Origin of the sequence: Paenibacillus sp. PvR133 (assembly GCF_017833155.1) — a bacterium.
Classification (GTDB): Bacteria; Bacillota; Bacilli; order Paenibacillales; family Paenibacillaceae; genus Paenibacillus; species Paenibacillus polymyxa_B.
This window is the reverse complement of record NZ_JAFIBS010000001.1, coordinates 2,218,497-2,231,546: the sequence shown is the minus strand read 5'-3', so window position 1 is coordinate 2,231,546 and position 13,050 is coordinate 2,218,497. Positions and strand designations below refer to the sequence as shown.

Genomic DNA, 13,050 nt, shown 5'->3' with positions numbered 1-13,050 from the left:
ACTACACATTTATGAATTCAAGCTCATATAGTAACGTGGAATATCCATCCAGGATATTCATTCACTTTAATTCCGATAAGTTTAATAAGTTTTATAGTAAAGTCAGTCTATCATCGCCCTGCTTCCTTGTCAACCTGTCAGTTCACATCGTTAAAAAAGTAAACAAATAGCGCTCCCCGGTGCGATTCCGGAGAACGCTATACTACACTTATTAGAGTGAATCCACTACATTAAAGTAGACATTCGTTATTCGTAGCTGTTCCTAAACATTTGGTGGGTCTCCGTTCGTCCCTCCCACTCCAGCTTACAAGAGGCGCCGTTATGTTCATCCTCATGCCACAGGCTGCGGTAGTTCTGTGCACCTAGTTCACCTGCAAATTCTGTATCCTCAGCCACTTCAATATCGTCCAGTATACGGTAGGTTGGAGAAGTTCCTTGAACACTCCGGTGACTCACATTTGTAGACGAGGCCACCCCGCTATTCCCGTTCGAAGCGTTTGCTAATCGTTTTTGGACTGAATAATCTGCCTGGTTCTCCAGTTTCATGATGCCACACCCTCTTAACGTTTATATTCAGGTTGCTCTATGTGCTCACCCTGTATCCAGTTTGAGGAGAATGCAGCGGTAATATACATTTTATAGATAAAGTCTTTTGCCATCCGACGCTTCCTCACGTATACTGTCTTTGTTACGAAATGGCGGTTCCATCACCCCGGAATACGCTCATAAAGCAGGAGGAAGAAATGAATAAAGCAAAAAATTATACGCTTATTGCATGGATTGCCTTGTCTATGTTTTTTTTGACACAGGCAATTATCGGATGGTTTGTCACCTTTACAGGTGGGGATATCAAACCCTTTGAAAAAATCAGCCTATCCACCCTTATCATCATCGCCGCAGGAGCCATTCTACTCGTTGAAGCCCTGATGAATTTTATGGACCGTCCCGAAGAAGGCGAGGAGACACAACAGCCAGACCATGCCCCTGTAAAGCCCCAGATGAATCTTAAATCCATCTTGATGTATGTTGTGTTAGTTGTCGTGATTCTTGTCGCCGGACTAGCGCTGCGCAGTGTACTGCCGGTATTCAGGATCTCACCTTGGGTAAATTTAATTCTCGCCGCCATCGGCTTTATTGGACTCAAACCGATTTTTCTGCGTAAAAAGCGTTCATAGCCCGCAATTCTCATTATATGGAGCTGCCTCATTTTGGATCATAGCAGCTCCTTTTCATTTCGATCAGGCAACCGACTTACAGCTTGAGCGTGCGCCAAAAAGCCGTATTCCTGGCCTGCAAGAAGCTGCATGGGGGAATACGGCTTGATATACTTTAAAACTTATTTGGAAAATAGTTGTTCTGCATTATCCAGAGCAATTTTATGTCCCATCGCGGAATAGTCCAGCCAAGGCTGTCCGTCCAACATGTAGACATGCCCTTGCTTCACCGCTTTGAGACCTTGCCATACTGTATTTCCTTCCAGCTGTTTGTATACCTTTTGGGCATCCGCGCCTTTACTGATGATAACAAGGATCGCATCGGCATCATAATCCGGTAAAACCTCTTGGGAAACAACTTGATAAGCCTTGTTGATCTTTTCTACACCCTTGGCTGGCTTCAAGCCCAAGTCCTGATACAACAGCGGTCCTACGGGACGCTTCATCCCCATAACACGAACCTCTTTCGCCGTCACACGTACAGCCATAACCGTTCCGTCCCCAATTTTTGAATGAATCAGCTTTTTGACTCGTTCCTTCTGTGTATCATAATCTTTTAGAAATGCGTCTGCCTGTGCTTCATGTTTGACCATAGCAGCTATTTTTTTCAATTGATCCTTCCATGTGCCTTCATCCAGATCAAAAACTTCGGTCGGCGCAATTTTTTCAAACTTGGCCACATCGGTTCCCGAATATTTTTTGTCCAAAAAAATATGATCAGGTTGAAGTTCCAATACCGCTTCCATATCCGGGTCTGTGACAACACCTAGCTTACGTGTAGTTTGAAGACGATCTTTTACATGGGGCAGAAAATCCTTCACATCTCCACCAATGACCGAACCAGCCGGAGTAATGCCCAATGCCAGCAGGTTGTTTGTCAAATGAATAGACATCGAAGCAATGCGCGAATCCGCACTAATGGTTGTCTGCGCACTGCCAGCCGCTTTCGTATCGGTAGCCTGTTTGTCGGCTGCTTGTCCGCAAGCGGACAGCATGATCATGCATACAACAAGAGTTGTGACTACCCATGAACGTTTAAAATCAGAACCCTTAAATTTGTGCTTTCTCATGTTACTCTCTCCTATGCTACAGAAACTCTACATTATAATGATCAATATAGAAGGCTTCTGCTTAGTTATTAATTTCAACGGGTTGCATCATTTGCATCATATGATTTCATATGTACCTATTCCTTCTGTCATTTTGTTCGGGACAACAGGAATAAAAAATACGGAGCTCCTACCACAGCAACCACCACACCTGCGGGAATCGCATTCGGCTGAAACACCGAACGCCCAATCGTGTCTGCGGTGACCAGAATAACGACCCCGACCAAACAGGCTACTGGCAGCAAATGCTGGTACATCGGCCCAACCAGACGGCGAGCCAGATGAGGCGCAATCAGCCCAATAAAACCGATGCCTCCAGCCATGGATACGCTGGCACTGGATAGAGCCACGGCTGCGCCCAGCAGTAATAGACGCTGGCGCTTCACATTTGTGCCGATTCCAGCTGCGGTCTCGTCGCCCAACGACAGATTGTTCAGACTGCGCGTCTGCGACAGAACGTAGGGTAATACAATGACTATCCAAGGCAACAAAGCCGCTGCGTGTATCCAATCCCGGCCCCAAACGCTGCCAGCCAACCAACGTGCAGTAAATGCGTACGTATCCTCATCCAGCCGCAACGACCAATACAGCGTTATGGCGCTAAGACCCGAGGCTACACCGATGCCGGACAAAATCAGACGCACCGGCACGATTCCTCTGCTGCGGTTATAGGACAACAAAACAATTAGCACCGCCGCAATGACACCTCCTGCAAAGGTAAACAAGGGGATCAGAACGGCGGCTGATCCGTCCAGGTCGCGAAAAAAGCTAACGAACATTACCAGCCCCAACGCAGCCCCTGCGTGAAGTCCCAGAACTCCGGGATCAGCAAGTGCGTTCCGTGACAAGCCTTGCATGACCGCTCCGGCTGCGCCTAGTCCCGCTCCAGCTAGCACCGTTACAGCAATACGTGGCAGACGATATTCGAACAGAACGATGTGATCACGTCCGCTGCCACCGCCAAACAACGTATCCAGCACGCGTAGCGGTGGAATACGAATTGTTCCGGTATTCAAACCCAAAACAAGGACAGCAAAGCTGATCCCCGCCAATACCAAACAAACGAGCCAAGCCTTTTTCGTTCTTGTGTCCCCAATCCCTAAAGAGCGACTCACTATAAATCCCTCCTTTCCTTACGGGCGAGAAAGAGGAAAAAGGGTACTCCGATAAAAGACACCATAATCCCAATAGCTAGCTCCTCTGGCGGATTTGCCATTCTCGCTCCCAAATCTGCCAGCACCAGCAATACGGCTCCCAATAACGCAGACAGCGGCACGATCTGGCGATAATCCACACCGATTAGCTTGCGAGCGATATGTGGGATAACCAAACCTACAAAGCCGATGGCTCCGGCAGCCGATACAGATAGGCCGGCCAGTACCACTACAGTCAGCAGACCCAAAAGCCGGATACGCCTGAGATTCAACCCAAGGTTTAACGCCACCTCATCGCCCATCGAAATCAGCGAAATGGAACGTGCCAGCCCCATAGACCAGACGATCACAATAAGCAAAATCGGTGCAAGAATCTCAAGCTGCGACCATTTAATCCCGGCTACACCACCCGCATACCAGAAGGCTAAATCCTGACTTAGATCAAAATAAATCGCAATCCCCGAAGTCATGGAACCTAACAAGGCAGCCGTCACAGCTCCAGACACCGTCAATCTCATAGGTGTCAATCCTCCCGGTGCAGATGCTCCCAGACCAAATACTAGTAAGGTACTCATCAGCGCACCAAGGAACGACAATACAATTAACGTCCCATAAGGTAGATTGGGGAAAAAGGCAAAACTCACTGCAACTACAAACATCGCTCCTGCGTTAATGCCCAGCACACCTGTATCTCCCAGCGGGTTGCGTGTAATACCCTGAATCAGAGAGCCTGCCACCGCCAGCGCAGCTCCAATAACAGCTGCACCGAGTACACGCGGTAATCTCAGCTCGTGAATGATCTGATGGGTCATTAGCGAACGATCATAGTGAAATACTGCCGACCACACGGTGCTTACGGTCAAATCCTTGGCTCCGAGAGAAATGGCGGCGAATATGGCCAAAGCCAACAATACAGCCGAAGCTGTGAACAACAACGCCTGCCGAACCCTACCCGCTCGAAGCACTGGACGTGCTGTTATGTCTACTTCAGGAACTGCCCTCTCTGTCAGAGCTGTATGTTTGTCCATGCTGTCTTTGGACTGCATTTGGTGAGGTCACTCCCTCCATACCTGAAAATCATCACGTTTCTTATAACGATAATGATAATTATTATCAACTTGATACATAATAGCATGTTTCTATGACATTGCAAGCCAAAAACTGTTCCCCTTAGGAGGAACAGTTTTTGAATATATCTATATGATTTTACTGCACAAATGACTCCAAACGGTCCTCTCTTTAGTACGTAGGCCAGCCTGCCGAATCCCATTTCAAATCACTAATCAGAAGCTTTGGATTTCCACCATCAGTGGCATCATAGGCATGACGTGCAATCACACTGTTGTTATAGACAGATTGTCCACCCGGTCCCTTCCAACGGTCATTCCCTGCATCCAGTATCGTTCCACCGCCATCCATCAGGCTTTTGCCGCTCTTGTCCACATACGGTCCGGTAATACTAGTAGAGCGACCGTAAATAATCTTATAATTACTGTCTACGCCTTTGCAGCAGTTATCAATGGAAGCAAACAGATAATAATAGCCGTCGCGGTATGTAACATGTGGCGCTTCCAAACCACCAGCCGTACGCTTGGCGATAGAATAGATCTGGCCCGTAGGCTTCATCGTATTTTTATCCAGTCGAGTCACTTTCAAGCCTGAATTCCATGAACCAAAGGAAAGCCACGGGTTACCGGAAGCGTCAATGACGAGATTCGGGTCAATAGCATTATAATCGTTAGCATCCGTCGTACGCAGCACTAGTCCATCATCTCTCCAGCTCCCCGCGCCAATGCTCGTTGCGGAAGCTAGTCCGATAGCCGAGGTCCGGGCACCAAAAGTAGAAATGGAATAGTACAGCCATACCCGTCCATTATACTTTTGAGCATCCGGTGCCCATACATCGTTAGTCTTTTGCTTAGGTACATACGTTTTCCACCATGATGGCGGCGACAGGAATATTTGCGGCAATCTGTAAAAATTGCGTCCGTCGTCCGATCTTTGAACCTGTATCCCCTGCCCTGTAGAGAAAATATACCATGCGTTGCCTTCCTTCGTAATGGACGGATCATGCACTGCCACATCGCCAGTTAACGCCCAATGCTCTGCGGATGCAGATGGCATCACTGACAGCATTAAAGCAGCCGAGGTTACGGCAGCAAACGCCGTTCGGGTCAATTTACTCTGTACTGATTTTTTCCATGCTTTCAACATTCTTTCGCACCTCCGAATGAGTATCTTATAATGAAATTCAGGTGACACACCTATTACATTAGTGTTTATACTTATGAAGTTACCCATATATTAACCTATCACATTCAGTTTTGTAAACGCTTTATTTCAAATAAAAAGAAATTCATAAACTACGCATAACAATATACATACGAGGATTTTGCAAAATCCTGATACAAAAAAGGAGCCCATAGGCTCCTTTTCAAATTAACATATTAAATAGATTTTCGTTTTTGTTCAGTTCCGTGTATTTAAGCCCCTTGCGGTTCATTCGTTCAATTAAAGGAAGATAGTCTTCCTTGTGGAACAGTTCAATGCCGACCAGAGCGGGTCCATTTTCCTTATCATTCTTTTTCGTATATTCAAACCTAGTAATATCGTCGTCTGGTCCAAGCACATCCTGTAGAAACTCACGCAGTGCCCCAGCTCTTTGCGGGAAATTCACCATAAAATAATGCTTCAGTCCTTCGTAAATGAGGGACCGTTCCTTAATCTCCTGCATACGATCTATATCGTTGTTACCACCGCTGACGATACAGACCACCGTTTTGCCTTGAATCTGCTCGCGATACAGATCAAGTGCTGCAACAGGCAGTGAACCCGCAGGCTCCACAACAATCGCATTTTCATTATACAGCTCCAGAATCGCGGTACATGCTTTGCCTTCCGGTACCTTTACAATATCGTCCAAGGTATGTTTACAAATATCGTATGTCAGCTGACCCACACGCTTCACTGCAGCTCCGTCAACAAACTTGTCTATTTGATCCAGTGTAACCACCTTGTGCAAACGCATCGCTTCCGTCATCGACGCCGCGCCGAGGGGTTCCACGCCAATTACCTTGGTGGACGGACTCACGGTTTTAACATACGTACCTACGCCTGCCGCCAAACCGCCGCCGCCAATCGTTACGAACACATAGTCCATAGGTGTATCTAGGCTCTCCATCACTTCCATCGCAATCGTACCATTGCCCGCAATAATTTTCGGCTGATCGAACGGATGGATGAAGGTCATTGCCTGCTCGCTGCACACCTTCATGGCCTCGTCATAGGCATCGTCAAACGTGTCTCCGGTCAGAATGACCTCTACACTGTTACCGCCAAAGCGACGAACCTGCTTGACCTTCTGATTGGGCGTTGTACTCGGCATAAATATTTTACCATGGATACCAAGTGCATTACATGAAAAAGCCACACCTTGCGCATGATTCCCCGCACTCGCACACACGATTCCTTTTTCCATTTGCTCAGGGGTCAAGCTACGGATCATGTTGTAAGCTCCACGGATTTTAAAGGACCGCACGACTTGGAGATCCTCTCTTTTCAGATACACATTACAGTTATATTTGGCCGATAGGACGGCATCCCTCTGTAAAGGTGTACGTACAATCACCTCACGCAGCATATGATGCGCTCGTACAATATCCTCCATGCCAACGGTTGACGCCATGGTCGGGTCAGTTTTCTGGGTTTCTGTTGGTTCCATAGGTTCTCCACGCTCCGCCTGAATATTTCTGTATTTGAGCATTTTGCATAAATCCCAAGAGCGATTTCAAATCAGCAATATACAGATCGAAACGGTTTAGTTCGTCTATATATTGTACTTTTGAGCGTTAGGAATCGAATTATGCAAAGTACTGTATTTGAAATCTTTCAAATATCATACCACGTTTACCCATAGCTTGTGCAGATGATAGTCATGAAAATGAGAATGAAAATCAATCGAATCTAAAAAAAGGCAGACCAGGACAATGCCCGATCAGCCTTTTCTGACGTTGCACATTTCTTGTATTCCATTGCTCTATTTAATACCTTTCCGATTATCCTTTTACTCCGCCTGCCGTCATCCCTTCAATAAAGTAACGCTGGAAGAACAGGAACACGACGAGAATCGGTAAAATAGCCAAAACGGATCCCGCGATCAGCACATCATAATTGTTGCCATACGGCGTCAGCAGACTGGACAGTCCAATTGGCAGTGTCAGCATGTCGTTCGTACGTAATACAATCATCGGCCACAGGAAGTTATTCCAACTGTTCATCGCCTGCAAAATAGCCATTGCCGCAAATGCAGGCGCCATCAGAGGCATCATAATCCGCACGAAAATGCCATATTCTGAACAGCCGTCAACCCGCGCAGCATCCATGAAGTCCTTGGGAACACCACTCAAATATTGACGGAAGAAAAAGATCGGGATCGGCGCGACGACGAAGGGTAGAATTACGCCCCATACTGTATTAATTAGCTTCATGCCAATCATTAGCTTGTAGAGCGGCAGCATGATAATTTCTACCGGGATCATCATCACGACCAGCACCAGTGTGAAAATCACATTTTTCAATCTAAAACGGTACATCTCCAGACCGTAGCCAACCATCGCGGACAATATCAGACATAACACCGTAAACAAGACGGTAATGACAATACTGTTCCAGTACCATTGAAAATAATCCGTCGTCCCCTGAAAGATGAACGCATAGTTTTTCAAGGACATGATGCCCCACTCCAGCTTAAGATTCAAGCCGTAGCGCAGCAGCTCCGTCGATGGCTTGAACGAGGCAAGCGTCACGGCAAATAGCGGAAACAAGGCAAACCCGGCAAACAGAATGAACAGGACAACGAGCAATGCGGATAACGAGCCTTTTTGTTTCTGAGCCATCGCTTAATCCTCCTTCCGGAACATACCGAAAAATTTGAGCTGGATCAGGTTCAGCACGAGTGTAAATACAAGCAATACAATGCCTACCGCAGCTCCAAAGCCCATACTGTTCTGCTCCAGACCTTGGCGATAGAGATAGCCAACAATCGTTAAACCAATATCGTTCGGGGAGTTATTTCCGTTCCACAGCATGTAGCTCTCCGTGAACATGGATAACCCCGCATAAATGCTAATCGTAAATACGTAGATCGTTACTGGTTTCAGCATAGGAATCGTAATCCGCCAAAATGAATCGAAACGACTGGCTCCATCAATTTGCGCAGCCTCATACAACTCAGGAGGAATGTTCTGGAGTCCCGACATGTAATACAGCATGTTCACGCCTAACCATCTCCACAAGGCCAGCACGATCAACGCTAAAAAGCCGGTGTTCGCGTTCATTAGCCATTTGTAAGGCTCCAGACCGAATACCCCCAACAGGGAGTTCATCAGCGAACCATCCAATTCCCCGAACATGAGGCGGAAGATCGTTCCTGCTACCACCACTGAGGTTAGTGCAGGGATAAACATCACGGAGCGAAACAACCCTCTGCCCGGCATTTTAGGCGAATTCAGCAATACCGCCAATACCAGCGGCAGAGGAATCAGCACGACCAGGGTAAGGAGCGTGTACAGGACGCTATTCAATATCGCCTTTCCAAACGTAGGATTGATTAAGTCCTTATAATTTTCCAGTCCAACATAAGTTGTTATCCCTGGCAGGACTTCCTGAAAGCTCATAATGACCGTCGATATGACCGGATAGGCAAAAAATAGCGCAAAGGACAGTAAAAATGGAAGGACAAACACATACGGTGCCGTACGGCTGGAATGAATAAAGCGACTCCATCGGCTTCTGGTCGGACGCTGAGGCTGTGGCGGCTGACCTGTCGGTACATTAGCGTTCGTATGAACGGGCGTTGCCATGAATCTCACTCCCTTTCCTGTTGGGGTCTATCTCAGTTCATCTGCCAGCTCATGTAGCACCGTGGCTGGATCTTCGCCATTCTGTAGTGTCCGATAAAGTATTTTATTGCGCACAGCACTGGCGATATCAGGCGTTTTCGGACCGATATGCACCGCATTGATTTCATCTTTGACTTCGATGAGCGTGTCAAAAATATTCGTTCCGAAATACTCCGTAAATTTATTCTTGGCTTTGGCTTCCGGCATGGTCCACACTTCACTACGGATGGGATCAAAACCAAGCTGCTTCCAGATCTCCACATTCCCTTGCTTGGATAGCTTGGCAAAGGCCAGAAAGCGCATCGCCAGATCCTGGTGCTCTGATTGGTTCGTGACTACTGTTCCGGTTCCACCCATACCCGCTGAGCGAAAACCACCTTTTTCCCACGCTGGCATGGGTCTGATGATAATTTTACCTTTTAGGTCAGGCATGTAATCCGTAAAACGTCCCATATACCACATCGGCATCCATACCGAAGCGGCCCCACCTTTGTTCATAAATCCGTAGTATTCCTCCATGTGATGCCCGCCGCCCGGTGCGGGAATAGCGATTTTGTCTTTTATCATCTGTTGAAGAAACTCGAGTGTTTTAATATTGGTTTCGTTATCCAACGTCAACTCGCCCTTGTCATCCAGAAAATCTGAATTTTGCTGGGAGATCATCGGCCAATAGCTCCATAGGTCATTCGTTTCTAAGGTCGCCATGGGCTTGCCTGTTTTCGCCAGTACTTGCTTGCCTGCAGCAGCATAGTCTGCCCAGGTGACGATGGAATCCGGGTTTACCCCCGCCTGGTCCATAATCTCTTTATTGTAGTACATCACTTCGGCCCCAACGTGGAAGTCAATGCCGTAATATTTACCGTCTTTGCCGTAAATCTGTACTCTGGAAGGCACAATGTTATTGATCTCGGGGTCAATCACCGGATTGAGCGGGACCAGCTGCGGTATGCCTTTGAGGAAATTACCGATCTTGTTCACCTCGATATCCGCGATATCCGGCGCTCCCACCCCCGATTGCAGCGCAATCGACAGCTTACTGTGATGGTTATCATAAGGAAATGTATTCGCTTTCAAATTAATCAATTCATCAGGGTGCTGTTGGTTCCATTGGTCAGCCATTTGCAGAAAAAACTTCTCATGCAGTTCATTGAACGTCCATAATACAAGTTCTGTTCCCGGCCCATCCTTTTCATCGGTCTTGAAAGAACAGCCTTGCAGCAGTCCAGCCATCAAAACCACCGCCATAAGCATCAAAGCCATGCGTTTTCTTCGCAGCAGCATATCCTTCCCCCTTCGCATGATGAAATCCTAATTCGTAAATGATTGCGCTTTCTTTTATTATTTAACATCAACACAAATTAGTTTACAACAACATTATTTATAAAATATTTATTTTCAACGCAGATTAGCGTCTCCTTTGCATTATAGGGGGAAAATGAATTGAATGAGGCTATGATGATTTTTGCATAAAAAAGAGGCCCCACTCGAATTGAAACTCGAAGTTGGGCCTCGCTTTTTTAACTACTCTTGGGAATGGGCTGCTTCGTCCTTTACTTCTTCCCGAAATGATCTAATACTTTCTTTACGACGATTATTTTTTTCTTCGATCTGCTTACGCTCCTCGTTGCTGATTTCAGAGGAAAATTCGTTTAGATATCCTTCAGCTTCATGCAGGTTCTGCTGTGTGTTCTGAATACTTTGTTGCAAATGTTCAACATTATCGGCTCGATTATCTGGTTTTGCCATTCGTTTGTCGCCTCCTAATTATGGGGTCGCTCAGTAGAGCGCTAATCCGTAGCTTGATCGCTATCGGAGCATTTTATGCATTAAAATGCTCACCAAACCACTTTCCTGCGGCTTCGGCTTCAGTCCGAGTCAATTGATGACCATTGCGTTCCCAATATGCTTCCACCTGCGCTCCGGCCCCTTCCAATAATGCTTGCAGCTCCTGAGATTCCGAAATCGGAACAATGGGATCATTCTCACCGGAAGACAAAAATACAGGGATACCATTCAAAGCTGGCAAATCCAGGCCACGCAACGGCACCATTGCATGGTGCAAAATAGCTCCACGTAACGCTTTTGCATCGTGAAAGAGCATGCTGGCGGCTATGTTTGCACCATTGGAGTAGCCAAGAGCCACCACGTTATTACGATCAAAATCGTATTGCTCTGCAGCTGTGTCCACAAATTCGCTCAGTTCTTTGGTGCGAAATACGAGATCCTCAATGTCGAACACTCCTTCTGCCAAACGGCGAAAGAAACGCGGCATCCCATTTTCCAGCACATTTCCTCTCACGCCTAATACAGAAGCTCCCGGTGCTACCATCTCAGCCAAAGGTATCAGGTCTTGTTCGTTCCCGCCTGTACCATGCAACAGCAAAATAACCGGGGCTTGCGGATGATTTCCTTTACGAAATACGTGTTTCATTTATATTTCCTCCTCATTTTTTCTTTAAATTAAGATTCTTATTTTTAGTATAAATTAATTATAGCCAACTTCGCTGCCTTTTACAAACCTAATTAGCCTGATCTACATCTTTTTTCTAAAATGATGCCTTGTTCCATTGACATGTAGTATAGCTCTACTTTACTATGGTGTTAGATATTTAGAATATTATCTAAATATCTAAAGGAGGAAATGTATTTTGAACGATGCCTTCAAAGCTTTGGCTGATCCGACCCGGCGTACAATCTTACAGCTTTTAAAGGAGAAAAGTATGAGCGCAGGTGAAGTGGCTGAACATTTTCAAATTAGTAAGCCCAGCATCTCCCACCATCTCAATATCCTGAAGCAGGCTGGGCTGGTGCTGGATGAACGACAGGGGCAAAACATTATCTACACCCTGCATACAACGGTTGTGGCGGATGTCATCGGTTGGATGTTCAGCATCGCCCACTCCGATACCCCTGCCCAGAAAAATGTGAATCATATCAAGGATACGGAGGGATCTGAATGAAATTTCGAATACATTGGAGCTTTACAGATGTTTTGACGACTTTGATTGCCTTATCACCTGCTATAGGAGCTATATTGATGTACGACCGACTTCCCAATGTTCTAGCCTCGCATTTTGGCTTTGACAATACAGCAGACGGGTATATGAGCAAAAGTGGTTCTATTATCATGCTCGTGCTGTTGGGTCTAGTACCGCTGGTCATTCGATTGGCACGCTACATGGACCCCAACAGAGCTAATTATGAGAAATTTTCAAAAGCCTATGAAGTTACGCGTGCAGGTATTTCTTTGGTTCTGGCTGTAGCTGGATGGGGGATGCTGCTGTATAACCTGAACATACGACTGCAAATGAATACTATAATTTTGGGGGTAATAGGCCTGCTGCTGCTGGTGATGGGTAATTATATGACTCAGGTGCAGCCGAACTATACCTTCGGTATCCGCACTCCGTGGACTCTGTCTAACCCCGAGGTATGGCGTAAAACGCACCGTTTCGGTGGACCTATGATGATGCTCGGTGGTGCTTCGGGTTTGGTGGCGGCATGGGTCGATGGAGTGGCGGGAACGGTCATTTTTCTATCCATGCTGATCATATCCGTCATCTCTCCCATACTCTATTCTCTCTTGTTGTATCGTAAGCTAAACCAGTAAGCAGACAAAGCCAAACCTGAACCTAAAAAAGGAACCTCCCAATCCACGTAAACGTAGAATTAG

Annotated in this window: 14 protein-coding genes; 3 read left to right on the top strand and 11 right to left on the bottom strand. The window is 46.5% G+C overall.

Going from position 1 to position 13,050, the window contains the following annotated elements:
• Positions 1-246 precede the first annotated feature (246 nt).
• On the bottom strand, positions 247-546 hold the full coding sequence (locus JOE49_RS09965; RefSeq protein ID WP_069080217.1) for a hypothetical protein: 300 nt from the start codon (positions 544-546) through the stop codon (positions 247-249).
• A 197-nt stretch (positions 547-743) separates the two neighbouring features.
• Here JOE49_RS09965 and JOE49_RS09960 point away from each other — a divergent pair, with 197 nt between their 5' ends.
• Entirely contained in the window at positions 744-1,175 is a 432-nt protein-coding gene (locus JOE49_RS09960) for a hypothetical protein (RefSeq protein ID WP_013308831.1), read from the top strand.
• A 161-nt stretch (positions 1,176-1,336) separates the two neighbouring features.
• On the opposite strand, the gene JOE49_RS09955 is transcribed toward JOE49_RS09960, so the two are convergent.
• The 10 genes from JOE49_RS09955 to JOE49_RS09910 all read right to left on the bottom strand — a co-directional run bounded on the left by JOE49_RS09955 (position 1,337) and on the right by JOE49_RS09910 (position 11,808).
• Positions 1,337-2,284, bottom strand: a complete 948-nt coding sequence (locus JOE49_RS09955) for an ABC transporter substrate-binding protein (RefSeq protein ID WP_053324662.1) — start codon at positions 2,282-2,284, stop codon at positions 1,337-1,339.
• Between the two features lie 128 nt (positions 2,285-2,412).
• Positions 2,413-3,438 carry a FecCD family ABC transporter permease gene (locus JOE49_RS09950; protein WP_071559279.1) on the bottom strand — a complete coding sequence of 342 codons (1,026 nt, stop codon included), beginning with the start codon at positions 3,436-3,438 and terminating at the stop codon, positions 2,413-2,415.
• Positions 3,438-4,457: a FecCD family ABC transporter permease gene (locus JOE49_RS09945; RefSeq protein ID WP_425325620.1), complete on the bottom strand. Its 1,020-nt coding sequence runs from the start codon at positions 4,455-4,457 to the stop codon at positions 3,438-3,440. The genes JOE49_RS09950 and JOE49_RS09945 overlap by 1 nt, the downstream gene beginning before the upstream one ends.
• Before the next feature lie 259 nt (positions 4,458-4,716).
• Positions 4,717-5,691, bottom strand: a complete 975-nt coding sequence (gene abnA, locus JOE49_RS09940) for an arabinan endo-1,5-alpha-L-arabinosidase AbnA (protein WP_013308827.1) — start codon at positions 5,689-5,691, stop codon at positions 4,717-4,719.
• Between the two features lie 220 nt (positions 5,692-5,911).
• Positions 5,912-7,198, bottom strand: coding sequence for a threonine ammonia-lyase IlvA (gene ilvA / locus JOE49_RS09935; protein WP_209943589.1), 1,287 nt, complete (start codon positions 7,196-7,198; stop codon positions 5,912-5,914).
• 334 nt (positions 7,199-7,532) lie between these two features.
• Positions 7,533-8,372, bottom strand: a complete 840-nt coding sequence (locus tag JOE49_RS09930; RefSeq protein WP_023987072.1) for a carbohydrate ABC transporter permease — start codon at positions 8,370-8,372, stop codon at positions 7,533-7,535.
• Positions 8,373-8,375: 3 nt separating this feature from the next.
• Complete coding sequence (locus JOE49_RS09925) at positions 8,376-9,338, bottom strand: carbohydrate ABC transporter permease (RefSeq protein ID WP_023987071.1); 963 nt, start codon at positions 9,336-9,338, stop codon at positions 8,376-8,378.
• A gap of 27 nt (positions 9,339-9,365) precedes the next feature.
• Positions 9,366-10,658 (bottom strand): ABC transporter substrate-binding protein, encoded by a 1,293-nt coding sequence (locus tag JOE49_RS09920; protein ID WP_023987070.1) that lies wholly within the window; start codon positions 10,656-10,658, stop codon positions 9,366-9,368.
• Positions 10,659-10,898: 240 nt separating this feature from the next.
• Entirely contained in the window at positions 10,899-11,123 is a 225-nt protein-coding gene (gene tlp, locus JOE49_RS09915) for a small acid-soluble spore protein Tlp (protein WP_013308822.1), read from the bottom strand.
• Positions 11,124-11,196: 73 nt separating this feature from the next.
• Positions 11,197-11,808 carry an alpha/beta hydrolase gene (locus JOE49_RS09910; RefSeq protein WP_053324659.1) on the bottom strand — a complete coding sequence of 204 codons (612 nt, stop codon included), beginning with the start codon at positions 11,806-11,808 and terminating at the stop codon, positions 11,197-11,199.
• A gap of 217 nt (positions 11,809-12,025) precedes the next feature.
• Between JOE49_RS09910 and JOE49_RS09905 the strand changes: the two genes are divergently transcribed.
• Positions 12,026-12,337, top strand: a complete 312-nt coding sequence (locus JOE49_RS09905) for an autorepressor SdpR family transcription factor (protein WP_013308820.1) — start codon at positions 12,026-12,028, stop codon at positions 12,335-12,337.
• Positions 12,334-12,987 (top strand): SdpI family protein, encoded by a 654-nt coding sequence (locus JOE49_RS09900; protein ID WP_076265192.1) that lies wholly within the window; start codon positions 12,334-12,336, stop codon positions 12,985-12,987. The genes JOE49_RS09905 and JOE49_RS09900 overlap by 4 nt, the downstream gene beginning before the upstream one ends.
• Positions 12,988-13,050: the final 63 nt, after the last annotated feature.